The 25,226-nt window shown below is 62.5% G+C and carries 21 protein-coding genes; 10 read left to right on the forward strand and 11 right to left on the reverse strand.

Annotated elements, in window-relative coordinates; genetic code table 11:
* Window positions 1-31: 31 nt before the first annotated feature.
* From sigE to tatB, 3 genes are all read left to right on the forward strand, one after another.
* Window positions 32-658 (forward strand): RNA polymerase sigma factor SigE, encoded by a 627-nt coding sequence (gene sigE / locus CATRI_RS04840; RefSeq protein ID WP_290220228.1) that lies wholly within the window; start codon window positions 32-34, stop codon window positions 656-658.
* Between the two features lie 104 nt (window positions 659-762).
* Window positions 763-1,167 (forward strand): anti-sigma factor family protein, encoded by a 405-nt coding sequence (locus CATRI_RS04845; protein WP_290220230.1) that lies wholly within the window; start codon window positions 763-765, stop codon window positions 1,165-1,167.
* A gap of 16 nt (window positions 1,168-1,183) precedes the next feature.
* Entirely contained in the window at window positions 1,184-1,621 is a 438-nt protein-coding gene (tatB, locus tag CATRI_RS04850; RefSeq protein WP_290220231.1) for a Sec-independent protein translocase protein TatB, read from the forward strand.
* Here tatB and CATRI_RS04855 read toward each other — a convergent pair.
* Genes CATRI_RS04855 through CATRI_RS04865 form a run of 3 tightly spaced genes read right to left on the reverse strand, consistent with a single transcriptional unit; the run spans window position 1,618 to window position 4,632 of the window.
* On the reverse strand, window positions 1,618-2,748 hold the full coding sequence (locus CATRI_RS04855; protein WP_290220232.1) for an Mrp/NBP35 family ATP-binding protein: 1,131 nt from the start codon (window positions 2,746-2,748) through the stop codon (window positions 1,618-1,620). The two genes, tatB and CATRI_RS04855, sit on opposite strands and share 4 nt — an antisense overlap.
* Window positions 2,749-2,774: 26 nt before the next feature.
* Complete coding sequence (locus CATRI_RS04860; protein ID WP_290220234.1) at window positions 2,775-3,341, reverse strand: DUF1003 domain-containing protein; 567 nt, start codon at window positions 3,339-3,341, stop codon at window positions 2,775-2,777.
* Window positions 3,334-4,632, reverse strand: a complete 1,299-nt coding sequence (locus CATRI_RS04865; RefSeq protein ID WP_290220237.1) for a magnesium transporter MgtE N-terminal domain-containing protein — start codon at window positions 4,630-4,632, stop codon at window positions 3,334-3,336. The genes CATRI_RS04860 and CATRI_RS04865 overlap by 8 nt, the downstream gene beginning before the upstream one ends.
* Window positions 4,633-4,694: 62 nt before the next feature.
* On the opposite strand from CATRI_RS04865, the gene CATRI_RS04870 reads away from it, so the two are divergent.
* Both CATRI_RS04870 and CATRI_RS04875 read left to right on the forward strand, forming a co-directional pair.
* Window positions 4,695-5,186 carry a YflT domain-containing protein gene (locus CATRI_RS04870; protein ID WP_290220239.1) on the forward strand — a complete coding sequence of 164 codons (492 nt, stop codon included), beginning with the start codon at window positions 4,695-4,697 and terminating at the stop codon, window positions 5,184-5,186.
* A 45-nt stretch (window positions 5,187-5,231) separates the two neighbouring features.
* Window positions 5,232-5,897 (forward strand): type 2 periplasmic-binding domain-containing protein, encoded by a 666-nt coding sequence (locus tag CATRI_RS04875; RefSeq protein ID WP_290220241.1) that lies wholly within the window; start codon window positions 5,232-5,234, stop codon window positions 5,895-5,897.
* A 47-nt stretch (window positions 5,898-5,944) separates the two neighbouring features.
* Here the strand turns inward: CATRI_RS04875 and CATRI_RS04880 are convergent, their stop codons facing one another.
* From CATRI_RS04880 to CATRI_RS04895, 4 genes are all read right to left on the reverse strand, one after another.
* A complete protein-coding gene (locus tag CATRI_RS04880; protein WP_290220243.1) occupies window positions 5,945-9,649 on the reverse strand; it encodes a multifunctional oxoglutarate decarboxylase/oxoglutarate dehydrogenase thiamine pyrophosphate-binding subunit/dihydrolipoyllysine-residue succinyltransferase subunit in 3,705 nt (1,234 codons plus the stop codon).
* 124 nt (window positions 9,650-9,773) lie between these two features.
* The gene (locus CATRI_RS04885) at window positions 9,774-13,475 is read right to left on the reverse strand and encodes an ABC transporter ATP-binding protein (RefSeq protein WP_290220244.1); all 3,702 of its coding nucleotides are present in this window, start codon (window positions 13,473-13,475) and stop codon (window positions 9,774-9,776) included.
* A 1-nt stretch (window position 13,476) separates the two neighbouring features.
* A complete protein-coding gene (locus CATRI_RS04890; RefSeq protein WP_290220246.1) occupies window positions 13,477-14,211 on the reverse strand; it encodes a hypothetical protein in 735 nt (244 codons plus the stop codon).
* A gap of 114 nt (window positions 14,212-14,325) precedes the next feature.
* Window positions 14,326-15,135 (reverse strand): shikimate 5-dehydrogenase, encoded by an 810-nt coding sequence (locus tag CATRI_RS04895; protein WP_290220249.1) that lies wholly within the window; start codon window positions 15,133-15,135, stop codon window positions 14,326-14,328.
* A 19-nt stretch (window positions 15,136-15,154) separates the two neighbouring features.
* Here CATRI_RS04895 and CATRI_RS04900 point away from each other — a divergent pair, with 19 nt between their 5' ends.
* The 3 genes from CATRI_RS04900 (at window position 15,155) to CATRI_RS04910 (ending at window position 18,725) form a co-directional block, all read left to right on the forward strand.
* Window positions 15,155-16,720, forward strand: coding sequence for a carboxylesterase/lipase family protein (locus CATRI_RS04900; protein WP_290220251.1), 1,566 nt, complete (start codon window positions 15,155-15,157; stop codon window positions 16,718-16,720).
* Between the two features lie 102 nt (window positions 16,721-16,822).
* Window positions 16,823-17,629 carry a hypothetical protein gene (locus CATRI_RS04905; protein ID WP_290220253.1) on the forward strand — a complete coding sequence of 269 codons (807 nt, stop codon included), beginning with the start codon at window positions 16,823-16,825 and terminating at the stop codon, window positions 17,627-17,629.
* Window positions 17,630-17,639: 10 nt separating this feature from the next.
* On the forward strand, window positions 17,640-18,725 hold the full coding sequence (locus tag CATRI_RS04910; RefSeq protein ID WP_290220254.1) for a serine hydrolase domain-containing protein: 1,086 nt from the start codon (window positions 17,640-17,642) through the stop codon (window positions 18,723-18,725).
* A 7-nt stretch (window positions 18,726-18,732) separates the two neighbouring features.
* Here CATRI_RS04910 and CATRI_RS04915 read toward each other — a convergent pair whose 3' ends face one another.
* Window positions 18,733-19,206 carry a hypothetical protein gene (locus CATRI_RS04915; RefSeq protein WP_290220256.1) on the reverse strand — a complete coding sequence of 158 codons (474 nt, stop codon included), beginning with the start codon at window positions 19,204-19,206 and terminating at the stop codon, window positions 18,733-18,735.
* Window positions 19,207-19,299: 93 nt separating this feature from the next.
* Here CATRI_RS04915 and CATRI_RS04920 point away from each other — a divergent pair, with 93 nt between their 5' ends.
* Together CATRI_RS04920 and CATRI_RS04925 are read left to right on the forward strand one after the other, a co-directional pair.
* Window positions 19,300-20,523 carry an MFS transporter gene (locus CATRI_RS04920; RefSeq protein ID WP_290220258.1) on the forward strand — a complete coding sequence of 408 codons (1,224 nt, stop codon included), beginning with the start codon at window positions 19,300-19,302 and terminating at the stop codon, window positions 20,521-20,523.
* Window positions 20,524-20,546: 23 nt separating this feature from the next.
* Complete coding sequence (locus CATRI_RS04925; RefSeq protein WP_290220260.1) at window positions 20,547-21,710, forward strand: DUF418 domain-containing protein; 1,164 nt, start codon at window positions 20,547-20,549, stop codon at window positions 21,708-21,710.
* A 48-nt stretch (window positions 21,711-21,758) separates the two neighbouring features.
* Here the strand turns inward: CATRI_RS04925 and CATRI_RS04930 are convergent, their stop codons facing one another.
* The 3 genes from CATRI_RS04930 to CATRI_RS04940 all read right to left on the reverse strand — a co-directional run bounded on the left by CATRI_RS04930 (window position 21,759) and on the right by CATRI_RS04940 (window position 25,006).
* A complete protein-coding gene (locus CATRI_RS04930; RefSeq protein ID WP_353959743.1) occupies window positions 21,759-22,823 on the reverse strand; it encodes a ParA family protein in 1,065 nt (354 codons plus the stop codon).
* A 189-nt stretch (window positions 22,824-23,012) separates the two neighbouring features.
* Complete coding sequence (locus tag CATRI_RS04935) at window positions 23,013-23,969, reverse strand: NaeI family type II restriction endonuclease (protein ID WP_290220264.1); 957 nt, start codon at window positions 23,967-23,969, stop codon at window positions 23,013-23,015.
* Between the two features lie 35 nt (window positions 23,970-24,004).
* Entirely contained in the window at window positions 24,005-25,006 is a 1,002-nt protein-coding gene (locus CATRI_RS04940) for a DNA cytosine methyltransferase (protein ID WP_290220968.1), read from the reverse strand.
* Between the last annotated feature and the right edge of the window lie 220 nt (window positions 25,007-25,226).

The raw sequence follows: 25,226 nt of genomic DNA on the forward strand, positions 1-25,226 counted from the left end.
TTCTGCAGTCGGATATAGCACAATGATGCCCATGACGTTCTCTCCGAGCATCCCTGGCCCCGAAGAGTCGGTACAGTCTGCAGAATTGACCGGCACTGCTGCATTTGATGCGGGTGAGGGAAACATGCCGTCGTGGGGTGAGCTCGTTGCGGAACACGCGGATAGCGTCTACCGCCTCGCGTTCCGGCTGTCGGGAAACCAATACGATGCGGAGGATCTCACGCAGGAGACATTCATGCGAGTCTTCCGTTCCCTCAAGCACTATCAGCCCGGCACCTTCGAGGGCTGGCTGCATCGCATCACCACCAACCTCTTCCTCGACATGGTTCGTCACCGCAGCAAGATCCGCATGGAGGCCCTGCCGGAGGACTATGAGCGAGTCGCCGGCACCGATATGACCCCCGAGCAGGCCTTCAACATCGCCTACCTCGACCCGGCCTTGCAGCGAGCCCTCGACGATTTGGGCGCCGATTTCCGCGTCGCCGTCGTCCTCTGTGACGTCGTCGGCATGAGCTACGACGAGATTGCCGATACCCTCGGCGTCAAGATGGGTACCGTCCGCTCCCGCATCCACCGGGGCCGTTCCCAACTGCGCGCGAGCCTTGAGGCCGCCGCCGTCGAAGATGAGGGAGCGAAGCTGCTGCTGCGGACTCGCTAAAGTTTCACTGGGACGCAAAGTAGCGAAAAGGCGTATTCTGGCAGCACAGAGTGCTTTGAGTGAGGAGGCCTGGCGTAGGGATGTTTAACCCAGAATTTCCATCCATGAACGGACACGACGCGCCTCGTCGTCCTCTGAAACCCCGTAAACCGCGTAAGCCCCGTCAATTCGCCTCCGTTGAGCACCTTAGCCCGGAGGCGGTTGCAGCTTTTGTCGATGGGGAACTCACCGATCTCGCGGCGCACCGCGCTCGGGTACACCTCGTGCACTGTGCCGAATGCCGCGCGGAGATTGAGCGCCAGCGCGGCGCCTCCGAGTGGCTGCGTGGCTCCAACATCACCGATGAGGTCCGCGCTCCCCGCGATCTGCTCAACCGACTGGCGGGCATCGCCACCGGCCCCGTCTGTCCCGGCCCGGACGCCGAGTCAACCCCTACGCAAGCCCCACAGGGCCTGTTGGACAAGGTCGAGATGCTGATGCGGGCCGTGAAGCGCAATCAAGGCTACTGACAGCTAAGGTAGACGTGTGTTTGAGAGCATCGGTTGGCTGGAGATATTCACGCTGTTGGTCGTGGCGCTCATCGTCGTCGGCCCAGAACGTCTTCCAGGCCTGATCGAGGATATTCGTGCCGCGATTTTTGCAGCGCGGCGCGCTATTAATAACGCGAAGAAGGAACTCAATGGGGAGCTCGGGTCGGAATTCGAGGAGCTCCGCAAGCCCTTCGAACAGGTCGCTTCCTACACTAGGCTTGGCCCGCGGGCCGCGATCACCAAAGCGCTATTCGACGGGGACGACGAGTTCCTCGACGATTTCGACCCGAAGAAGATGATGCAGGAGGATCCGCGTAGGCCTGCGCCGCGTCCGTCAGCACATCCTGTAGCGAAGCCAGCGGATCCCCAGCAGCCGCCCAACGACGAGGGCGAAGCCGGCCGTGGAGGATTCTCCTGGGCCGACATCACCTAGGAACGGGTTACTCCCAGCCCGAGCGACTTCCCGGCAAGGGATTCGCGCCGCGTCACCAGGGTAGCGGCGACGTCGCGCACAGCCTGGCCAGCCGGGGAGTCCGGCTCGGAGATGGCGATGGGGTTGCCATCGTCGCCATGAACGCGCAGCTGCGGATCCAGAGGAATCTGGCCGAGCAGCGGAACCTTCGCGCCGGTGAGAGCCGTGAGGCGGTCGGCTACCTGCTGGCCACCCCCGGAGCCAAAGACGTCGAGGGTGGTGCCGTCGGGGAGCACCATGGCTGACATGTTCTCAATGACACCGGCGATGCGCTGGCGGGTCTGCTGTGACACCGACCCGGCCCGCTCTGCGACCTCGGCGGCGGCGGCCTGCGGTGTCGTGATGATGAGCAGCTCCGCGTTGGGGACAAGTTGAGCCACGGAGATCGCGACGTCGCCAGTTCCGGGCGGGAGGTCCATGAAGAGGAAGTCGAGGTCGCCCCAGAAGACATCGCCGAGGAATTGCTGGATGGCGCGGTGCAACATGGGGCCGCGCCACACGATCGGTGCGTTGCCGTCGACGAAGTGGCCGATGGAGATCATTTTTACGCCGTGGGCAATCGGCGGCATGATCATGTCGTCGACGGCGTTGGGACGGGCGTCAGACCCCAGGAGAGCCGGCACCGAGTGGCCGTAGATGTCGGCGTCGAGCACGCCGACCTTCCACCCTTGGGCGGCCAGCGCGACGGCAAGGTTGACGGTCATCGAAGACTTGCCGACCCCGCCCTTGCCCGATGCCACCGCGTACACGCGGGTCGTCGAATCGGGTTGGGCGAAGGGAATGACCGCCTCCGGGGCATTGCCGCGGAGGGAGGCGCGGAGCTCGCGGCGTTGCTCATCGCTCATCACGTCGGTGGTGACGGTGACGGTGCCCACCCCCTCAATCTCCTCGACGGCGGCGCGGGTGTTTTCGGTGATGGTGGACTTCATCGGGCAACCGGCGATGGTGAGATAGACCTCCACCGCGACGTCGTTGCCGGTGATTTCCACCGATTTGACCATCCCCAGTTCGGTGATGGGTTTGCCGATTTCAGGATCCTCTACGCGGGAAAGCGCGCTGCGGACAGCGGATTCGGTGAGTGCAGTCATGACGTGACCAATAGTAGTACGCCCCGTCAGCGATCCCTATCTTCCGTCAGGTCACCCTGGATGGGCTCGCGGAGGTCGCCGGCGGAATCGATGACATCGGCGGAAACGTCGTCCAACTTGGCCTCGATGCGTTCCATGAGGGAGCGCAGATCATCGAGCTCGTGGCGCAGGTAGTCGCGGGAGACCATGTCGCCGACAGCCAGGCGTACCCCGGCGAGCTCCCGGGCTAGGAACTCCGTATCGGCCTTCGTCTGTTCCGCGCGCCGCCGGTCGGCGTTGACCGAGACCTTATCGCGGTCTTCCTGCCGGTTCTGGGCAAGCAGGATCAGGGGGGCGGCGTAGGCGGCCTGGGTGGAAAAGGCCAGATTGAGCAGGATGAAGGGATAGGGGTCCCAGTTCCACCACATGCCGCCGACGTTGAGGCAGATCCAAATGATGACGAACACGGTCTGCCACATGAGGTAGTTGCCGGTGCCGAAGAAACGTGCCACCTTTTCGGCGGCGGCGCCGATGGTGTCGTCGTCAAGCTTGAAGAAGTTCCGGCGGCGAACGCCGACCGGCGTGTCTAACTCCGAGCGGGTGTACTCAGCCATGGGTCACCTTCTTATCGACGGTCGCGGGACGCACGCCCTGCGAGCGCCAATCCTCGGGCAGGAGGTGGTCAAGGAGGTCGTCGACGGCGACCGCCCCCAGGAGGTGGTTGTTCGCGTCGAGGACCGGACCGCACACCAGGTTGTAGGTAGCGAAGTAGCGGGCCGCGATCTCCTGATCGTCGTCGGCGTACAGGGGTGGAAGATCCGGGTCGAGAATACCTGAGACCAGTGACGAGGGGGGCTCTCGCAGAAGTTTTTGCAGGTGCACGCAGCCCAAGTATTTGCCCGTCGGGGTGGCCGTCGGCGGGCGGACGACGAAGACCATCGAGGCGAGGGATGTGGGCAAATCGGGGTCCCGTGCGAGAGCGAGGGCCTCCGCGACCGTCGTCTGCGGGGTGAGGATGAGAGGCTCGGGGGTCATGAGCGCGCCGACCGTGTCGGGGGAGAAGCTCATGAGGCGGCGGACGGGTGCGGACTCCTCCGGGTCCATGAGCTCAAGGAGGACCTCGGCCTTGGCATCAGGGAGCTCCTGGAGGATGTCGGCAGCATCATCCGGATCCATCTCTTCCAGGACGTCGGCGGCGCGCTCGATGTCGAGAGTCTCCAGCAATTCGGCCTGGTGATCTTCCGGCAACTCCTGGAGAATATCGGCTAGGCGGTGATCGTTGAGATGATTGGCCAGCTCGTGGCGCATCGTGGTCGACATCTGGTGCAGCGAGTTCGCCACATCCGCCGGGCGCATCTGGTCAAACTCCGCGATCTTTTCCGCGATGCTGTCCGTCTGTCCCACTCCCGCCGCCGAGACACCATGCACATAGGCCCACGGCACCGTGAACAGCTCCGGGGCGCGACCAAACTTGGGGCGTGACCCAAACACGGCGACGCGGGAGATCACCCAGTCGCGGGAGCGGGTGCGCTCCAATTCGACATCGGCAATCTCAATCGCCCGGCCATGGAATTGGCCCAGCTCCGGATCATCAGTGTGCACCTTAGAACCGACGAGGTCCGACATAACGGTCAGCTCGCCCGTCCTCACCTGGAACGCGCGCATGGACACTGAACCAGTAGCCAGGGTGATATCGCCGGGCTCGATTGCCGCGATGCGCAGCATCGGCACGAAGATTCGACGTTTTTGGATCAGCTCCACCACCACGCCCAGCGCGCGCGAAGGCTGCCCCTCGGCGCGGATGTTGACGACGACGTCGCGGACTCGCCCGATCGGATCCAGATCCGGGCCACGAACCTGAAGTCCAACGAGACGGCCAGCGTAAACGCGGGTCACTGCACTCATGGTGACCAAGTCTAGTCACCTCCTACCGGGAACCAACTGGGGCGGTTCGGCGTTAACCAGGTATGACAAACCCACGCCCCATCGCTGACCTTCGCCCCCTGCCCACCGGCTGGCCGGTGGGCAGCTTTGACCACTACACGGAGGCCCAGGCGGCCGTCGATAAGCTCTCTGACCTGGAGTTTGACGTCAAACAATTGACGATTGTTGGCGTAGACCTCATGGAAGTCGAACGGGTGACCGGGCGGTTGACCTGGGGCAGGGTCATCGGCGGTGGAGCACTTTCCGGCGCGTGGCTTGGTGTGTTCTTCGGCGTGCTCATCGGCATCGTCTTCAACAACTTCCTTTCTCCGCTGGTCACCGGCATCTTCATTGGCGCCATCTTCGGCATCGTCATGGCCGTCGTGCCCTACGCCTTGTCGAGCGGCCGCCGCGACTTCACCTCCCAGACGCAGATCGTCGCCGGGCGCTACGACGTCCTCTGTGAGCCCGAGCGGGCGCCGGAGGCTCGCGACATCATCGCCAAGCATCGGAGTGAGTTCACGGCGGCGGAGTAGACTTCTCGGGAGATTTGCCATCCCCGTCGAAGTAGAGGAGCCACCATGTCGCGTCGAGGCACCCGCATCCTCGCCACCTCCCTCGCCGTGGCGACGGCCGCGACCCTCACCGCCTGCACCAACATGGAACCGGACCGAGACGAGCTGGACGGCCTCAAACGCTCCGTCATCGTGCTCATCGCGCCCAACTCGATGGAACAAAGCGTCCTCGCCGAGATTTATCAGCAGGTTCTCCAAGGCCAAGGGCGCAACACGAGCCTGCGGGTAGACACCGAAGCCGGGGTTGAGGGCCGGATCGACGCCATCAGCAGCGGCGAGGTCGACTTCATCATCGACTGCTCCGGCCCCATGCTCGAGTACGTCGACTCCGCCGCCGCCAACGAACTGGCCAAGGAATACGCCAACGCGGGCTCCAACCCCAACGCCGGTGACCTCTCCGAGCGCACCTATGACGAGTTCGTTGGTTCCCTCCCCGGCTCGTTGGCCACCCCGGACCCATCGACGGCGGAGGGTTGCGCGACAGAAGGCACCCAACGCCTGCCCCACAACATCGTTCCCGTGTACTACCGGGAGCTGTTCAACCGCAGCGAAACCCAGGCCCTGAACAAAGCCACCCGCGACCTCACTACCGCGGACCTGAAGGAACTGGTCGAGTCGGCGAAGCGTGAGTCGTCGATCTCCACCGTCGTGGCGGAGTGGCTGGCGTACTAAAAATCCCGCCCCCCGGTGAAGGGGTGGCGGGACTTTTTGTTCCTGTGTTAGGCCTCGAAGGCCTCGTCGATCAGCTGCGCCTGCTCCAGCTGGTGGACCTTCGCCACACCGGTGGCAGTCGAGGACTGCGCGCGGCGGGAGATGCGGCGCATCGGCGGCATCTCGGGGATGAGATTGCGCAGGTGCTCGTTGTAGAACGGCCACGGACCCTGGTTCGCGGGCTCATCTTGGACGAAGCGAACCTCTTCGGCGTTCGGGAAGCACTCGAATGCTTCGCGGAGGCGGTTGAAGGGGATCGGATGCAGCATCTCGATGCGGATGATGGCGACATCCTCGCGATTGTCCTTCGCGCGGCGCTTCTCCAGCTCGTAGTAAATCTTGCCGGAGCACAGCAGGATCGTGGTGACCTTCTCGGCATCACCGATGATCTCGCCTTCGAGGTTGACCAGACGCGGATCGTTGAAGATGGACTGGAAGGCAGTGACCTCGGTGAAGTCCGACACGGCGGAGGCCGCATCCTTGTTGCGCAGCATCGACTTCGGAGTGAAGACGACCAGTGGACGCTTCATCGTGCCCAAGGCGTGTCGGCGCAACAGGTGGAAGTGGTTAGCCGGGGTGGTGGGCTGAGCCACGGTCATGGAACCCTCGGCACACAGCTGCAGGAAGCGCTCAATGCGGGCGGAGGAGTGGTCCGGGCCCTGGCCCTCGTAGCCGTGGGGCAGGAGGAGGATGACGCCGGAAGTCTCACCCCACTTGGCCTCGCCGGAGGAGACGTACTCGTCGATGATGGTCTGGGCGCCGTTGGCGAAATCGCCGAACTGTGCTTCCCAGGCAACCACGGCGTCCTGGTTGCCCAGGGTGTAGCCGTACTCGAAGCCCATGCCAGCGTACTCGGTGAGAGCGGAGTTGTAGACGAGGAACTTGCCGTCGCCCTTCTCCTGGGCCAGCTCATTGAGGCCGTTGAACTCCTCGCCGGTGCGCGGGTCATAGACCACGGCGTGGCGCTGGGTGAAGGTGCCGCGGCGGGAATCCTCGCCAGCGAGGCGAACGAGGCGGCCGGAGTTGGCCAAGGAGGAGAAAGCGATGAGCTCGCCCCAACCCCAGTCGATGCCGCCTTCGGTGACGGACTCGGCGCGCTTCTTGGCCACCGGGGCGACGCGCGGGTGCAGCTCGAAGCCATCGGGCACGTGGGCGTAGGCCTGGCCGATCTCGACGATTTCCTCGCGGGTGATGGAGGTATCGAGGCCGCGGGTGAGTTCCTGCGATCCGGTGATACCGGTCTGCTCCTGCGGGAGCGCCTTGTCGGATTCCTTGACTTCGTTGAAGACGGACTCCATCTGGTCGTGGAAGTCGCGGGCGGCTGCTTCGGCGTCTTCGACGGAGAGATCGCCACGACCGACGAGGTCTTCGGTGTAGCGGGCTCGCACGGAGGCGCGGTCACCGATGATCTCGTACATGAGCGGCTGCGTCATCGAGGGATCGTCGGCCTCGTTGTGGCCACGGCGGCGGTAGCAGACGAGGTCGATGAACACGTCCTTGCCAAAGCGGCGGCGGTACTCGGTGGCCAGCTGGCCAACCCACACGACGGCCTCGGGGTCATCGCCGTTGACGTGGAAGACGGGGCAGTCGAAGCCCTTCGCCAGGTCGGTGGCGTAGTGGGTGGAGCGGGAAGAATCCGGGGTGGTGGTGAAGCCGATCTGGTTGTTCACCACGATGTGGACGGTGCCGCCGACGGTGTAGCCACGCAGGCCGGAAATGTTGATCGTCTCTTGGACGATGCCCAGTCCAGCGAAGGAGGCGTCACCGTGGAGCATGAGCGGCATGACGGTGAAGCCGTCTTCGCCCTTGTCCAGCACGTCTTGCTTGGCGCGGGCGATACCGATCATGACCGGATCGACGGCCTCAAGGTGCGAGGGGTTCGCGGCGAGGGAGACGTCGATCTCGCCGTCGCCGAACATCTGCAGGTGGCGGCCTTCAGCACCGAGGTGGTACTTCACGTCGCCGGAGCCACCGATCTGGCCCTGCTTCATGTTGCCTTCGAACTCGTTGAAGATCTGGGCGAGCGGCTTGCCCACAATGTTGAACAGCACGTTGAGGCGGCCGCGGTGGGGCATACCGATGACAACCTCATCGAGGCCCTGGCCGGCGGCGGTGTCGATCGCGGCGTCCATGAGAGGGATGAGGGATTCGGCGCCTTCAAGGGAGAAACGCTTCTGGCCGACGTACTTGGTTTGCAGGAAGTTCTCAAAGGCCTCGGCGGCGTTGAGCTTCTGCAGGATGTACTTCTGCTCGGCGTTGGTCGGCTTAGGCATACCGGCCTCGAGGCGGTCTTGGAGCCATTCGCGCTCGTCGCGGTCGAGGATGTGGGTGTATTCGGAGCCGACCTTGAGGGTGTAGGCGGCGCGCAGGCGGGAGAGCACCTCGCGCAGGGTCATGGTCTCCTTGCCACCGAAGCCACCGACGTGGAAGACACGGTCGAGGTCCCAGATGGAAAGGCCGTGGGTGGAGATGTCCAGGTCACGGTGGTCCGGAACGTGGAGGCCGGGCTGCTTCCAATCCAGCGGGTTGGTGTCGGCGATGAGGTGGCCGCGCGAGCGGTAGGCCTCAATGAGCTGCATGACGCGGGTGTTTTTGTCCAGGCCGCGGTTGGGGATGTCCTGGGCCCAACGCATCGGGCTGTAGGGAATACCCATCCGCTGGAAGATGTGGTCCCAGAACTTGTCGTCGACGAGCAGTTGCGACATGGTGCGCAGGAACTCGCCGGACTCGGCGCCCTGGATGACGCGGTGGTCGTAGGTTGAGGTGATGGTAACGAGCTTGCCCACGCCGAGTTCGGCGAGGCGGTCCTCAGAGGCGCCGGCGAACTCGGCAGGGTAATCCATGGAACCGACGCCGATGATGGTGCCTTGGCCCTTGGTCAGGCGGGGCACGGAGTGGCGGGTGCCGATTCCGCCGGGGTTGGTCAGCGAGACGGTGACACCGGAGTAGTCGTCCATCGTGAGCTTGCCGACGCGCGAACGGGAGACGATGTCCTCGTATGCCTCGAGGAACTCGTCGAAGTTCATGTTCTCGGTCTCCTTGATGGCGGCGACCACGAGAGCGCGGGAGCCGTCCTTCTGCGGGAGATCGATGGCGAGGCCGATGTTGATGTGCTCGGGGGTAACCACCGAGGGCTTGCCGTCGGCTGCCGAGTAGGAGACGTTCATGCCCGGGTGGGCCATGATGGCCTTAACCATGGCATAGCCGATGATGTGGGTGAAGGAGATCTTGCCGCCACGGGTGCGCTTGAGGTGGTCGTTGACCATAGCGCGGTTTTCAAACATGAGCTTGACCGGCATGTCGCGAACGGACGTGGCAGTCGGGACCTCGAGGGACTCGTCCATGTTCTTGGCGATTGCCTTAAACAAGCCCTTGAGTGGCTTGGTCCCAGCTTCCGGGAGCACGGAGGTCTCAGCGCGGTCGAGGGGGGAGACCTGAGCCTTCTTCGCCGGGCGGGCGGCGGTGGCCTTCTTGGTCACTTCCTGGGCCTTCTTCGCTTGCTCGGTCACGAGGGTCTCCCGCTTCGGTGCTGCAACCTTATCGTCCTTCGCAGCGGCAGCCTTTCCGCTGGTAGTGGAGGCGGTGGAGGGGGCGCCGTTCTTCTCAAACAACTCCCGCCATTCCTTATCCACGGACTTGGGGTCCTTTTGGAACTGCTGGAACATCTCGTCTACCAGCCACTCGTTCGGGCCGAAAGTACTTGCGCTGCTCACGGCAGGTGCTCGCCTCATTTCATTGATCTTTTTGGGGTCCGTTAGCTCACACGGTAATAGCTCACTACAGGGTAGCGTGTGACCGCCCGAGCCTAGATAGCGGAGGGGGAGTTTTGCACCCCCATTATCGGTGGGAGTGCCACATGCCCGCGTACACACCGTTCCGTTCGAGGAGCTCCGGGTGGGTGCCGTCTTCGATGATACGTCCCTCGTCGATGACCAGGATGCGGTCGGCGCGCGCGGCCGTGGCTAGGCGGTGCGCCACGACGATGGAGGTGCGTTCGCGGGTGATGCGGTCGGAAGCGTCGAGGACGGCGGCCTCGGTGGCGGGGTCGAGGGTGGCGGTGGCTTCGTCGAGAAGCATGACGTCGGGACGCAACAACTCGGCGCGGGCAAGGGCGATGAGTTGGCGCTGTCCGGAGGACAGGCCGCGGCCGCGTTCGCCGACGAGGTGGCGGAAGCCGCCGGGGATGTCGGCGATGATGTGCAGCGCGCCGATGCGCCGCACCGCGTCTTCGATGTCGCTTGTCGACGCCCCGGGCTCGCCGTAGGCGATATTCTCCGCGATGGTGCCCATGAACAGGTGGGCTTCCTGCGGTACTTGCGCGATGCGGCGGCGCCACTGCGGCAGGGGGAAGTCGCGGATGTCGGTGCCACTCGCCGTCACCTGCCCGGCCACCGGGTCGTAGAAGCGGGCCACCAGCTTGACAACGGTCGATTTCCCCGCCCCCGTTGGCCCCACCAGGGCGAGCGTCGTCCCCGGCGTGATGGCCAGGTTCATGTCTTCGGCAACAAGGGGGGAGTCGGGGCCGTAGGAAAAGGACACCCCGCGCAGGGCGAGGTCGCCGCGGGCGGCCTCGCCCGCCCCCGGGTTTGTGCCTGTGTCCTCGACGGTAGGGCGCTGGGCCAGCAGGTCGGTGATGCGGCGCAGGCCCACAGCGGCCTGTTGCCAGGAGTCGAAGATCTGCCCCAGTTGTTGAATGGGTCCGTAAAGCTGGGCGAGGTACATGACGAAGGCGACGAGCACACCGGCGGTGAGGTCGCCACCGGCAACCTGGCTTGCCCCGACCCCCAGCACCAGGGCGGTGGTGATTTGGGAGATGGCGTTGACCCCGGGGAAATAGAGCGCGACCGCGGCCTGGGAGCGCACCCGCAGGCGGCGGTACTGTTCCGATTGCTCTTCGAACGTGGCCAGCGCTAGGGGAGTGCGTCCGTGCATCTGGGCGATGCGCAGCCCGTTGATGTCTTCTTGGAAAGTGGAGTTGACGGCGCTGATCTGCTCGCGGGCCTGGGTGTACAGGCGGGTGGAGATCCGGCGGAAGGTGATGGTCACCGCGACGATGAGGGGGATGGCGGCCACCGCGACGAGGGAGAGCCCGGCATCGGTGTAGGCGAGCATGACAAGGATGCCCACGAGGGTGCCCACCGACACGATCGCCTGAGCAAGCCCGGTTTGGAGGAAGGAGCTGAGGGTATCGATGTCGGTGGTCATGCGCGTCATGATCCGCCCGGACATCGTCGTCTCGTAGAAACTCATGCTCAGGCGCTGGAGATGGGCGTAGCTGCGCAGGCGCAGGCTGTAGAGCAGGCGTTCTCCGGTTCGGGAGGTGTAGATGACCAAGGCGACCGCCGCCGCCCAGGAAATCGCGACGACGACGAGGCCAGCGCCGGCGACCTCCCAGAGGGTGGCCACCGAATCCCGTCCCACACCGAAATCGACGGCCCAGCGCATGAGGGTGGGAAACGCCAGCGAGCTTAAAACTCCGACGATGAGGAGAGCGATGACACCGAGGATGAGGAAACGCACGGAGCGGAAGAGATCGCGCAGGTGAAAGTCGGAGAGGTCGTCCCGGATCCCGGCGGAATCGAGCCCCGGCTCTTCCGTAGCGGGAGGTAGCTTCTCTACGCGCTCCAGCAGCTCCGGCGTGGCGGTGATCGCGCCGATTCCCCGGCCACCGCCGCCGCGCCCGCCGACCGCAGCAGAGGAATCGATGACATGCTCGCGGGGCGAATCGGAGACCTCAGGCCAGAGCACGTCGTGGGCGGGCTCCGGCCCACTGTGCCGCTCGGGCTCGGCCGGGTCCATGAGGGCGAGGAAGCGGGGGTCGGTGGCTAAGTCCGCGACGGTGCCTTCAGCGATCACCCGGCCGGAGTCGACAATGGCGACAGTATCGGCAAGGTCCAGGGTGGACTGGCGGTGGGCGACCGAGACGATAGTGACCTCGGTCAGTTCCGCCCGCAGGCCGTGGATGATGCGGGCCTCGGTGGCGGCGTCGATGGCGGAGGTGGCGTCGTCGAGAATGAGGACGCGGGGCCGGGCAAACAAGGCCCGGGCGAGTGCGATGCGCTGGCGCTGCCCGCCGGACAGAGTGAGGCCGCGCTCGCCGACGACGGTGTCAAAGCCATCGGGGAGCTCCTCAATGAAAGCCAACGCCTGTGCCAGATCCGCGGCGTGGCGGATATCGTCCTCGGGCGCGTCGGCGCCCATCGCGATGTTGTCGCGGATGCTAGAGGAATAGAGGAATGGTTCGTCGAAGACGCACGTGACCGCTTGCCGCAGCCCGGCCAGCGTGAGCTGGTCGTAGGCGGTGGGGGTACCGGCGGCGTCGATAAGCGAGAGTGAGCCGGATTCCGGTTGGTAAAAGCCCCCGAGGAGCTGGACGGCCATTGATTTTCCGGAGCCGGGTGGGCCGATGACGGCGAGGGAGCCGCCGGCGGGGACGCGGAAGCTCAGTCCGTCGAGGACGCGGCGTCCGCCGGTGTCGAAGGTGACTGCCTCGAGGCGCACGCCGAGCGGGCCCTGAGGGACGGCCACCGGGTTGGCCGGGTCGATCCGAGAGGGGCGCAGGTCCAAGATGTCGGCGATGCGGTCGAGGGAGGCCAGCCCCATCTGGAAGGTGACGATCATCCCGGACAGCATGCTGACGATCTGGGTCATTGAAGTGAGGTACACGGAGAAGGCGAAGAAGGTGCCCACCGTGATCTCGCCCCGCAGCGCCATCCATCCGCCGAGGAGAATGTTGATTACGAGAGCGAGCTGGGGCAGGTTTTGCAGCAACGGCTGGTAGCGAGCCATCAGTTTGGCGGAGCGCATCTTCGCGGCGTAGAGCGCACGCCCGAGGGAATCGAGGCGGCCGACCTCACGGGTTTCTTGGGCGAAGGCCTTGACCACTCGGACGCCGGTGACGGTTTGCTCGACCTGGGTTGCCAAGTCGGCGCTGGCCTGCTGGGCCACCCAGTTGGCGGCGTACATCGTCCGGCGCGAGAACATCGCCACCCCGACGATGAGGGGGAGGAAGGCGCAGGCAATGACGGTGAGCAGGGGAGAGACCGAAAACATCACGGCGGCGGTGATCACCAGCTGGATGATCAATCCCAGCGCCAGCGGTCCCATCGCGACGAGGCCTTGCGTGGCGTTGAGGTCGGAGATCGAGCGGGAGACGACCTGGCCGGTGACGATGTTGTCCTGGCCGGGGCCGTCGAGACGCTGCAGTGAATCGAGCAGGCGCACCCGCAGCGTGTGCTGGGTGCCGATGGACAGTCGTCCCGCGGTGTAGCGCCGCGCGAATTGGCAGGCGAAACGCCCGATCGCGACCAGGACGAGGACGACAATGATCGCCGTTAGCGGCGACCATTGGGGCAGCATCCGTGTCGCCGGGGTTGAGGAGATCGCCCCGGTGGCGACGTCGACGGCCGAGCCGGTGAGCAGTGGGATGGCGACTTCGAAAAGCACAGCGCCGACCGTGGCTAGGAAGGCCGCGATCGTAATGCCCCGGCGCTGGCGTAGCGCGTGAATGAGCACCCGCCGACCGGATTGCCCATCCAAGCTAGGACTCAATCACGGGGCCCGGGGTGGTGAACTCCCGCGGAAGCGGCCCGAGCGACTCGCGTGAATTCGCGATGACCGCCTTCGCCAGCTTTCGGTTCGCCAGGGTGCCCAGCACCGCGCCGATACCCAGCGGCATGATTTTTCCCAGCCACGCGCGGCGGAACTTCTTCGACACCGACTTCAACGCCGTGCGCATGAGGCGGTTATTGACTTCGGTCAGCTTTGGCGCGGAAAAGCGTGCCATCGTGGCGACGGTCGAAAGCCCGGAGCCCTTCGACACATCGCCCACCAGCGTATCGACGATCGCTGTGCCCTTCGACCCCAGCAAAACGATGAGGATGAGCGCCTTTCGGCGCTCCTTTTCGGAGATGTCCACGCCCCGCAGGTGGGCGCTGGCCATGGTGTACCAGGTGGCGGCGTCGAGGAAAACGAGCGATTCCGCCCCGATGGCGGCCGCGCCGGTAAAGAAACCGATCCCGGGGATCGCGGCGGCGGCACCCGCCCCGGCCCCGGAGCCGGTGGACAGGTAGGTGAAGTGCTTGTCAATCTTGTCCTGAAGTTCCTGCGGGCTCGCGTCCGGGTTCTTGCGGCGGAGGCGTTCGACGTAGGCGATGATGGCGCCCGACTGGATGGACACTGCCCGGTCCAGGGCGCCGACGAGGAGGCGACCCGAAGACCCGCTGGTGGCCTCCACGGCCTGAGGGTCGGAATTAATGCCGTCGGTGATGGTCATGAAGTCACTCCTTTTGTGCAGTGGCGTTCTATGGCGATATATCGCTTACTTCTGGATCAACAGGCTCTCACACCCGGGTCATTCCCATTCCCAGCTGGCAATATGCTGTGAAAGCTATTTGCCAGCGTAATCTTCGGCCGCGATGATCTGCTCAGGCGTCGGGGTAACGCCGGTGTATAGCGAGAATTGCTCCGCTGCTTGCAAGGCAACAACCTCCCCGCCGGTGATCACCGGCTTACCCAGGCGGCGGGCCGCCTGAATGAGCGGGGTCTCCACGGGGAAGGCAACGACATCGAAAACCACGTCGGCGGCCATGATCTCCTCATCGGAGAAGGACTGCACGTGCGCGGAGTCGCCATCCATGCCCATCGGGGTGACGTTGACCAGCAAGCCCGCAGCGGCAGGGACCTCCGCCGAGTACTCCCACCCATAGCGCGAGGCCAGGGCCGAACCCGTCGCGTGATTCCGGGCCACAACGGTGCCCTGCAGCCCATGATCGGCCAGGGCCGCAACCACTGCGTTGGCCATGCCGCCTGAGCCGCGCACGGCGACGCGCAGCGAAGGATCAACGTCGTGGGTGCGCAGCAGTTGAGCCACCGCGACGTAGTCGGTGTTATAGCCGACGAGCTCGCCATCGGTATTGACGATCGTATTGACGGCGTTGATGCGCTCGGCGGAGGGATCCAGGGCGTCGATAAGCGGGATGACATCTTGCTTATAGGGCATGGACACCCCGGCCCCGCGGATGTCCAGGCCACGCACGCCCGCGATCGCCGCAGTGATGTCCGTCGGCGCGACCGCCTTGTATAGGAAGTTGAGGCCGAGTTCGGCGTAGAGCCAGTTATGGAAACGGACGCCGTGATTCGAAGGGCGAGCAGACAACGAAATGCACAGGGTGGTTTCCCGGTCGACGTAATTAACCATGCTCACTACCGTAGTAGCTATGAGTACGGGGCCCGATATCGTCACCACCGCCGGAGTGGTGCGCGGCCTTGTCGATCAACAGCTAGGAGTCCGGACCTGGCGCGGTGTCCCCTTCGGCGCGCCCACCTCCGGCGCGGGCCGATTTAGGGCACCTCAGCAGCGCGAACCCTGGCGCGGGGTACGGGACGCTACCCACTTCGCCGCGCCTGCTCCGCAGCCGACCTATTCCTGGACCGACAAAATTATCGGTGACGAAGATTGCCTCAAACTCGACATCGTTCGCCCTGACACAGACGATGTCTTGCCCGTTGTTGTCTACCTCCACGGGGGATCCTTCATCATGGGCTCCTCCCACGAGCGAATGCTGCGCGGCTACCACTTCGCCCGCAACATGAACGCTGTGTACGTTTCCCTCAACTTCAGGCTCGGGGTCTTGGGCTACCTTGACCTGCGCAGCATCGGGGAGGATTGCGTGGCCAACCCGGCCGTTCGCGACCAAATCCTCGCCCTGAAATGGGTCCGCGCCAATATCGCCGCCTTCGGAGGGGACCCCGACAGCGTCACCCTCATGGGCGAATCCGCCGGTGGTGCCGCCGTAACCACTCTCATGGGAGTGCCCGCCGTCTCCGGCCTGTTCCACCGCGCCATCGCCCAATCCCCACCGATCTCGCTTATCCACTCCCGCGCCCAAGCCACCCTCTGGGCCCGTGAGCTCGTTTACCGCATGGCCCTCCCTCGCCAAGCAACCCTGAGCGACTTGCGCGCCGAAACCGCCGCTGATCTGGTGCGCGCCGGGCAATCGATGATGTGGCACGGCGGCGAACTGCTGCACCTCAACTCCTGCTACGGGCCGACTATCGACGGCGGAGTCGTCCCCGACCACCCGCTCAACATCTTCGAATCCGGTGGCCAGGCCCAAGTTCCGCTGCTCATCGGCACCAACTCCGACGAGGCTAGCTTTTCCAAAGTCTTCTACATGCGCACCTCGGCGCGTTCGCGCAGCGCCCTGCGTCTGCTCTCTGCCTTCGACCCGGACCACGCCCCGCGCGTCCTCCAAGCCTACGAAGGGGCCACCGAACGCACCCAATTTGCTGAACTGCTTGCCGACGCCCTCTTCTGGGCCCCCTCCGTCCGCCTCGCCGGTGCGCACGCCCGCACCGCCTCCACCTGGATGTACCGCTTCGATTACGCGCCCGCCGCCCTCCGCTGGCTGGGCCTGGGTGCCATGCACTCTCTGGAACTCTCCGCCGTTTTCGGCGATCCCACCGCTTCCCGCACCGCCGGTTTGTCCCGCTTCGGCGGCATGGACGGCTATGAAGAACTCACCGACCTCATCCAATACCACTGGGGCTGCTTCATTCGTAACGGTCACCCGGGGGAGGAATGGCCCGCTTATGTCGGTGCCGATGACACCCGGCCCGGGCGCGCTACGGTCGTGTTCGATCAGGATACCCGCGCACTCTTTGACCCTAAAGCCGCCCAGCGCCGCGCCTGGGAGGGATACCGCATGACGGAATGGGGAAATGGGCGCCCCGAATTGTTGGAAGAGCTGGGAATGCTCATGCAAGTTGCTGATTCCCGCTGACCCCTGCCGTTTCTTGCGGCGGGAACGTCACCGCGCGGCTAGGCTAGATCGGGACTGCCGACCGCGGTTTCGCCTCTCTTTTTGGAAGGACCACAGCCCACCATGAGTTTCTTTGAGGACATCGCTGCAGCACTGGACGCCGACGGCATCGAGTCCCGGGTGAACGACGACACGATGTTCGTCCCCATCACCTCGGACTTGGAGATCCAGTTCGTGGAAATCGATCCGCACATGCCCGCCGCCAATGTCTACATCGCGGCCGCCGACGTCGACGAAGACGACGAGAACTTCGAGGCCGTCTTGGTCTCCGTGGTCTTTTCCGTCGAAGACGCCGTGGCCACCGTGGACACCCACGTGGCCACCGACCAGGTGATCACCGTCCTGCGTGACCTGTTGGAGGGCACCGATGAGCGCATCGGCGAGCTGGAGTTCTACCAGGATTCCTTGATCGGTAATCTCGTCCGTGCCGAGGTCGGAGAGAACTCCGAACTGCAGGTTCACGTGGAAGTGGTCGACGGAATCCCCACTGCCTCGGTGACTTTCGTCGCGATCGGCGAGTCTTTCGAGGACCTCATCGACCAGGCCATCGGCGAGCTGTGGGAATCCGACGGCGACGACCAGCTTTCTGACGAGGACCGCATGCGGTTGTTCGCGGACCTCAACTCCGACGTAGAGCTGGCCACCGATGAGGTGCTCGAACTCGGTTCCTTCACCGACTTTGACCGGCTGTTTGATGTCCTCTCGCTCGCCGCCGACCAGGCCAACGACTGGGAATCCCAGCTCGTCCCCTTCGACGAGGATGAGTTCGACGAGCCGGATGTCTACGACCTCTTCGGTGCTGACGATGACGACGATTTTGATGACTCTGAGGATGATTCCGACGATGATGTTGAGGATGACGAAAGGTAGGTAGCTGGGCATGGCCCGCTCCCCATTCCGCATGCAGCTCAGTAGCTGGCGGAATCGACCGCAACCCACCGTGAAGGAGTCGCTTGCCGACGCCGACGCCAAGGTTGAGGCAATGAACAAGCTTGGCGACGTCGCCGTGGCCCTGGAAAGTGCCGACGGCACCGTCCGCCATTCCTACTGCTCCGAGGCAATGGAAACTGATTCCCGCTTCGCAGCGGAATCGGTCAGCAAACTGTTCACCCACGCGATAATCTTCCGCCTCATCGACGAGGGGCGGCTGAAATATCACTCTTCCGTAGCCTCCCGGATGCCTTCAGGCTCCTTGGATGGACTGCACGTGGTTGGGGGAGCTGACTACGGAGCCGACATCACCGTCCGGCACCTACTTGATCAAACATCGGGCCTGCCCAGTTGGGAAGACAGCCGCGACCCCGGCGGCCGCACCGTGGTGGAGCAAATCGTTGACTGGGACCGGGTGGTCCACGTTGACGAACAGATGGAGATTTCCGCTGCGATCGGTGCCAAGTTTCCTCCCGGCGGATCAGATCGGCGCGCGCACTATTCAGACCTCAATGCCGAACTGCTTTCACAAGTAGCCCAGCACACGACGGGTCAGAGCTTCCAGGAGCTGGCATACGAGTACATTTTGGTGCCGTTGGGGATGGAGCTGACGACGTTTGTCGTCCCGGCGACTCGTGATTACGCACCGTTTCGGACCCACAAGGAACCAGTGTGGGCGTCGCGTTACCTATCAAGCTCCCCAGGTTCGGCCGGGGTCATCTCCACAGCGCAGGACCTTCTGACATTCATTCGTGCTTTCCACACGGGGAAGCTCTTCAATCCCCGTCATCTGGTTAACCCTGAATTGCGGCGGATCCAGTACTGGCCGCTGCGTTATGGGGCGGGCATGATGGCTGTGCCCCACAACCGCCGACTTCCGCTGGGGCCGAAGAAGCAACTCATGCTGGGCCATTCCGGCGTTACGGGTGCGTTTGCGTTCTACAGCCCGGACGAAGATGTCTTCATCGCTGGCTCCATCAACTCGATCCTCACGTCCCCCTTCGATGTGATCGACCGCTATCTCCGAGTGCTCTAGTTCACCGTTAGGCAGCCTGCTCAAACCCGCCAAATAAGGAAGCGGGGGAGCGTACCGGTAGGTAGTCGCTATCGACGAGCCACACAAAGGTGGGGGCGTGGCCTGTGACAGTGACTTCGTGCACGGCGTCAGCCGCAGAGTCGTGAATGAGGGCCCGAACCCAGCCTTCCGCGAGGGCCACATCAACGCTTCCTCCCCGTGGGTCGGTAAAACGAAAAGTGATCAAGTAGGCGGGAACTCGGTCTTCGCCGAAGCCGAGGACGCGAGCCCTAGCCTGCGGGCCAACGCGGTGGCGAGTGATGGTGACGTTAAGCGCATCACCACCCGGAGGCACAGGTAGTCGCTTGAGTGGTGGGCGCCAGGACGCAGTCGGGCGGGCAAGGGAGCGCGGGTGATGAATGATCGACGCGATGTCATCGAGGGTATGAGCTTGGCGCTGGCGGAGGATGTGGGCGAAGTGGTTGGCAGTGTTGGTTGTCATGGGGAGAACTCTAGATCCAGTGGTGGACACGAGAGGCCGACGGGATCGAACAATAGTACTAATCGTCGGGGGTGCGTGTAATCTGAACGAGACATGACGGAGCACACGAAACCCCTAAAGCCGAAACTGCCCAGCGAGATCTGGATACTCGTATCTGCAGCCTTCATCATCGCGCTGGGCTACGGCTTCATCGCACCCATCATGCCGCAGTTTGTGGTCAGCTTTGATGTTTCGATGGCTGCTGCTGGCGCCGTCATCTCCGTTTTCGCCGGATCCCGCCTCCTATTCGCCCCGGCATCAGGAAAGCTCATCGACCGCATCGGCTCCCGCCGCGTCTACCTCACCGGCCTGATGACGGTGGCGGTGACCACCGCGCTGGTCGGCGGAGCTCAAGAGTATTGGCACATCCTGCTGCTCCGAGGCATCGCTGGCATCGGTTCCACGATGTTTACGGTCTCCGCGATGGGGTTGATTGTCAAGATGTCACCGCCGGATTGTCGCGGTCGGGCCTCAGCCCTCTACGGCACGGCCTTCCTCGTGGGCAACATCATCGGTCCTGTTATCGGCGCCGCCCTATCGATTCTCGGCATGCGGATTCCTTTCGTCATTTACGGGTTCTCGGTAGCTTTGGCGGCTTTCGTGGTGTGGTGGCGAATGCCCAAGCCGAAGGAAGATGCTTCCTCCGACAAGGAAAAACCACCGCCATTGCTGTTTCGCGAGGCGATCCGCGACAGTGCCTACCGATCCGCCCTCATCTCCGCCTTCGCCCACGGCTGGATCAACTTCGGCGTCCGTGTAGCCACCCTGCCGCTCTTCGTCGCCGCTGCCTTCGACAACGGCGCTGCTATCGCAGGCTTGGCCATGGCCGCCTTCGCCGCTGGCAATGCTGTGGTGTTGCAAGTCTCGGGCCGACTGGCAGACACGATTGGCCGCAAGCCGCTCATTATCGTCGGGCTCGTGATCAATGCGATATTCACCGCCACCCTCGGGTTCACCCACGACCTGTGGCCCCTGCTCATCGTCTCGGCACTCGCCGGCGCGGGTGCAGGCATGCTCAATCCATCCCAGCAAGCAGCAGTGGCCGACGTCATTGGCAGCGAGCGGTCTGGCGGAAGCGTGTTGGCCAACTACCAAATGGCCATGGACCTCGGAGCGATCACCGGACCGATCCTCATCGGCTATGTTGCCCAGGTCTACGGCTTCGAAGTGGGCTTCCTCATCTGTGGGGTCATCGGTTTGCTCGCGGCCCTGACATGGTCTTTCGGCCGAGAGACATTGATGGTGGAAGGTCGCACCCCGAAGCTGGAGCGAATCTGAAGGTCATCTCTTACTCTGGATCTATGATTCGCATCCACGGGCTGGATCTCGCCCGAGCCCTCGCTATCATCGGGATGATCGCCGCCCACTTGGGACCCGAGACGTGGATCACCACTGGCTATCCCTCAGTGCTCTTTGCCGTGCTAGCTGGCGTATCGATGGGCATCATCACCGAACGTTCGGAATCTCTGAGCCGAGCTCGATTTAACATCCTCATCCGTGCCGTCATCCTGCTCGGACTGGGAGTGCTCCTGTCAGGAATCCAGAGCTACATCATGATCGTGTTGACCGCAATCGGTGCAGCCTACCTCCTGCTACTTCCGGTGATCGGTTGGCGTATTCGGTGGCTCTTTACCTTGTTAGCGGTGCTGCTCATCGTCGGGCCGTTACTAGCCGCCTCGCAGTACTTTTTCTACATCGGATTCTCGAGCATGCAGCTCAGCGATCTACTGTTCGGTTCCTACCCGCTATTAGCCTGGGTCGCTTACCTCCTCATCGGGTTGCTCATCCACCGCTTGGCGCTGGCACGAGCAGATCGACAGTGGATGATGCTCGGAATCGGCGGAATACTCCTCTTCGTGACCTGGATGATATCGGTCGCCGTGATCGTCAGCGGAGGACTTCTCACGGAGTTCTTGGGCGACGTGCCCCACTCCGGGGGATTCCTTGACGTCGTGGGCTCGAGCGCTATGTCGATGGTTGTCATCGCCGTCTGCCTCCTCGCCAGCCGCGTCCCCGCCATCGTGTGGATGACCTACCCGCTCCGAGCGCTCGGTGCGATGTCCTACACGGTCTACATCGTCCATGTGCTGATCACCACCATCGCTAACGGCACCTTCGTCTCCGCTCACTTCTTTCCCACCGAGCCGCCGTACTACGACCCGGACATAGATCCCGACCCTAAATTGGGAGACGAATGGGCCTGGGACGGTGCCTATGGATCCGACTTTGAGTGGAGCATGTATCCGCCAGGTGAAGGGACCTATCCCATGCCAATCGAATCCGATCCCGCCTGGATGGGGATGTTCCTGGCCCAAGTGCTCGGCTTCCTACTCTTCGCATCCCTGTGGCGTTGGTTCTTCCGCCGTGGCCCTGTCGAATGGGCCGTGCACCGGGTGGTGCAGAAGACGATGGGGTCGGCAGACACAGCGCTACGGACCCGGACACGAAGGAGCACCCTGCCCTAGGGGCTGGGTAGTTGATCGCTATCGGACTCCGGCATTGCGTCGAGGCGACTAGCGCGGTAGCTCCATCAAGCGCTCGTGAATGGCATCGGCTGCATTCTTAATTTTGCTGACGTATCCGTTGCGCTGATTTAGCTGGGTTCCGCGAACGCCATCTTTGCTTAAGAGTTGCGCGATCGGCGCGTGCGCATCTTGAGCTGTTGCAGGCATGGAAAACATGTGGGGTATATGGCCCAAAAGGTACTCATCTCGGTGCTGTCCGAGACTGCGTGCCATCCGCTGTGCTTCCTCCGGCAACCGAGGACGAAAGCGTTCAAATGCTCCAATGAGCTGCTCGCCACCACTGGACTTCTTCTTGAGGTATTCGAGCGTGGTGTATCCCAGGTAGCGCAACTCACGTCCATTGCTTCCGTGAAGTCGCAGAGGTTCCAGCTTTTCTTCGATGTTGGCGGAGTAACTACTCCAGGCAGCGATGTTTGCTTCTTGAAGCTCGCTGTATTCAGTGACCCACCCTTCAAACCAACGGGCCAAGTTGCCGAAGGCATGAAAGCTAAATAGGTCTGTCGCAGTAGGCGTAACAAAGGCGTCACAACCGAGAAGTACAGTGCGATTGAATGGACCAAGGCTCGGTCCGACATCGAAGAAGATGATGTCATAGCGGTCTTGCTTCTCCAACATTGATGCCAGCTGGCCTGCCCAATGGATGCGACGAAACGCGGCGGTCTCGCGGCTCATAGCCGACTGCCAAGCACTACTCATGACATCTTCGATCTGTGAGAGGCTGGGGTGACCGGCAAGGACATCAACTTCAAATCTCTCAGAGCGCACGGTATGAATGTTGGCATCAATAGTCGGCTCTCCTTCGCGGAGCGGAATGAAGATGCCGTACACGGTATTGGCCAAAGAGCTGCGCAGGGATTCTTCGGGGTCACTATGGGAAGCGTAGAGCGCAGTCGTCTGCTCTTCGGTGAGCATGAGCTGGGTCGCGTTGCATTGGGGATCGCAGTCAACGTAGAGGACTCGTTCTCCGCGGAGAGCGAAATCGTGCGCAATATTTGCCGACAAGGTTGTCTTACCGACGCCCCCCTTGTTGTTGAACAAGCTCATAGTGTAGATGGGATTAGACATGACCTGCCTCGCGAGACGGTCGACTCGATTGGAGACGACTTGTACTGATAGCTTGATATTAGCAGTACAAAGCTGCTGTACTTTCGAGTGGTCAGATAGAGGGTTTGCAGTTGGTCCGGCCCCTGAAAATGCAGAAGCTAACAGCTCATTTTTCGGGCCGGCATCCTTCGTTGCGGGTTAGGTGTAAAGAGCAGAATCTAGATGGGACTCTATGACCGATTCTCTGGGAACATGAGGAACGTTTGGGGCCATCTCGGCTGGATCGTCCGCAGCTGCTACGGTCCAGTATCTATGCTCCAATCGTACTTTTCTCCGAGGATCGTTCTTATCGCATTGAGCTACCCGCACTGAAAGAAAGTCCCCTTTCTTGGGTATCGGGAGGCCAAGCTCCTTGGCGAGTTCTTGGTGATAAGAAAAGTCGCCTAGAATAATAATTCCCTCAGGCTGGAGGCGAGATCGAGCACCCCCGTTTGACCTCACTCGCTTCATGTAGTCTTTTTGCATGGCAACTGTTGCCACGGTGCCACGGGGGATTATATGGCCAGCAGCATTTCTAAAGAGTCGATTCACGCGTTCTTGGCCGGATTTCGGCTCCATGATGTGGCTAGCAGTTTCTTGGTCGATTTGGAGAAGTGTGTTGGGAACTAGATCGGTGTCGAACCAAGCCCAAGAAATATCCTCGCGCCCCGCCGCTTTGATAGTCCGCTTCTGATCTCGATTGCTGCCCGTAGTGAGTATATCTTCTGTGATTTTCACGAAACCGACACGCCAAGTTGATGCTCGGTCGTTGGCATGGCAGACCATCGCGTGGTGACCGAGAGTCTCATTAGGAATCATCCAGCCGTAGGGATGTTTTGAATACTTGCAGTCCACCTCGTGGCCGTCGATCATGTAGTCCATCGCGGTGCCGTCCCCAATGAGGTCCTTAAATTCACGCCGAATATTGATTTCGACTAGCGACCCTATGTGGGCAGACTCTGTCTTACTGAGGTCTTCCGGTCGGTACCTACCAGTATTCACTCCGTCGTATGCTTGATCGAAGGATTGACGGAACACTCTCGAAAGTCTCTCACCGCCGGGATCAGCCTCCTGCATAATTTGTGAAAGATGCTCGGAGACTTGATCGGTGGTCATTGACGGGTCCTAGCTATTAGGGTTGTTTAGGGTTGTTAGTTCTTCAACACTGCTTCTAGCGGTGTGGAAGCTAGAGTGTTCTCGGGCAAATCCTTCATGCGCAGTGCATTAGCAATTGATTGTCCAACTGCCCTGGCGACCGGAGGGGGGAAGGCGTTGCCTACTTGGCGCCATTGCGCGGTCTTTCCTCCGGCCCACGTCCACGACTCAGGAAAGCCTTGAATCACTCCGCCCATGCGCACGGTCAAGCGCGGCAAAGTGTCCGGATCGTCCACGGGAAAGTTCTCCGACGGCGACTCTTCTGCAATGGAGGAGCCTCGGATACCGAACTTTTTCCATGCTTCACGAGCTCGGGTGGGGCCCACATCGGGACCACCGTGTTTTTTGGAGCCGCCGACAAGGGTGGGAGCGACCCCATCCGCTCCTTGTGCCCAAGCTTTTGCACCGGGCCATCCATTTGCAGACATGAGGTGATGTAGCGCTTGACCAACTGATACTCGAGCGGACAGCTTTTCCGGCCAGACGAAGTAAGGGGCGTACTGGGATTTGACTGCGACGAGGATAAACCGTGGTCGGAGCTGCGGGACGCCATAGTCTGCAGCCTGAAGGATCTCCCAAAAAACGTCGTAGCCCATGGCTTGGAGTTCAGCAACGATGGCCTTTCGGTAGTCATCGAATCTCCGCTGACCTAGGCCTTTTACGTTTTCCAGCATCACGGCATTTGGCTGGATCTGCCGGATCATTTCAAGGGCTCGGGGGAAAAGATCACGCTCGTCGTCAGCACCGAGCTGCTGCCCGGCTATAGAAAACGGGGGGCAGGGGACCCCGCCAGCAAAAAGGTCAACTTGCCCCTCCCATGCAGTGGCATCGACATCATGGACATCGGCGTGGATGATCGGCCATGGGCCGTGGGGGCCGTTTTGCCCACGGTTTAGCTCAAGTGTCTTGCAGGCCCAATCGTCAATTTCGATGACTGCCGCATGGCTAAATCCGGCCATCTCCAAACCTAGCGCCTGGCCGCCTGCTCCACCGCAAATTTCGAGCGAAACTAGGGCATCTGTCGAGGACGTATGGACTAGCTCGTCCGCAGCGTCCGCCCTGGAACCCGCTTGTTCCGGCCGGATGAAAGATGGAGTCGGTCGCACTGGATTCACCCTAGTCTAGTCTTCTGATTCTTGGCAGCATTGTAGCCTGTCGGGCCCTTCATGTTGCCAACAGTATCGAACAGTTGTACTATTTGTCAATCTGAAATGCCTG

This window comes from Corynebacterium atrinae (assembly GCF_030408455.1).
GTDB classification, from domain to species: Bacteria; Actinomycetota; Actinomycetes; order Mycobacteriales; family Mycobacteriaceae; genus Corynebacterium; species Corynebacterium atrinae.

Excerpts from the sequence above, each read along its gene's own strand:
- sigE (WP_290220228.1), top strand. The coding sequence starts at position 32 with ATGACGTTCTCTCCGAGCATCCCTGGCCCCGAAGAGTCGGTACAGTCT.
- CATRI_RS04845 (WP_290220230.1), top strand. The coding sequence starts at position 763 with ATGAACGGACACGACGCGCCTCGTCGTCCTCTGAAACCCCGTAAACCG.
- CATRI_RS04855 (WP_290220232.1), bottom strand. The coding sequence starts at position 2,748 with ATGACTGCACTCACCGAATCCGCTGTCCGCAGCGCGCTTTCCCGCGTA.
- CATRI_RS04860 (WP_290220234.1), bottom strand. The coding sequence starts at position 3,341 with ATGGCTGAGTACACCCGCTCGGAGTTAGACACGCCGGTCGGCGTTCGC.
- CATRI_RS04865 (WP_290220237.1), bottom strand. The coding sequence starts at position 4,632 with ATGAGTGCAGTGACCCGCGTTTACGCTGGCCGTCTCGTTGGACTTCAG.
- CATRI_RS04870 (WP_290220239.1), top strand. The coding sequence starts at position 4,695 with ATGACAAACCCACGCCCCATCGCTGACCTTCGCCCCCTGCCCACCGGC.
- CATRI_RS04875 (WP_290220241.1), top strand. The coding sequence starts at position 5,232 with ATGTCGCGTCGAGGCACCCGCATCCTCGCCACCTCCCTCGCCGTGGCG.
- CATRI_RS04890 (WP_290220246.1), bottom strand. The coding sequence starts at position 14,211 with ATGACCATCACCGACGGCATTAATTCCGACCCTCAGGCCGTGGAGGCC.
- CATRI_RS04895 (WP_290220249.1), bottom strand. The coding sequence starts at position 15,135 with ATGGTTAATTACGTCGACCGGGAAACCACCCTGTGCATTTCGTTGTCT.
- CATRI_RS04900 (WP_290220251.1), top strand. The coding sequence starts at position 15,155 with ATGAGTACGGGGCCCGATATCGTCACCACCGCCGGAGTGGTGCGCGGC.
- CATRI_RS04905 (WP_290220253.1), top strand. The coding sequence starts at position 16,823 with ATGAGTTTCTTTGAGGACATCGCTGCAGCACTGGACGCCGACGGCATC.
- CATRI_RS04910 (WP_290220254.1), top strand. The coding sequence starts at position 17,640 with ATGGCCCGCTCCCCATTCCGCATGCAGCTCAGTAGCTGGCGGAATCGA.
- CATRI_RS04915 (WP_290220256.1), bottom strand. The coding sequence starts at position 19,206 with ATGACAACCAACACTGCCAACCACTTCGCCCACATCCTCCGCCAGCGC.
- CATRI_RS04920 (WP_290220258.1), top strand. The coding sequence starts at position 19,300 with ATGACGGAGCACACGAAACCCCTAAAGCCGAAACTGCCCAGCGAGATC.
- CATRI_RS04925 (WP_290220260.1), top strand. The coding sequence starts at position 20,547 with ATGATTCGCATCCACGGGCTGGATCTCGCCCGAGCCCTCGCTATCATC.
- CATRI_RS04935 (WP_290220264.1), bottom strand. The coding sequence starts at position 23,969 with ATGACCACCGATCAAGTCTCCGAGCATCTTTCACAAATTATGCAGGAG.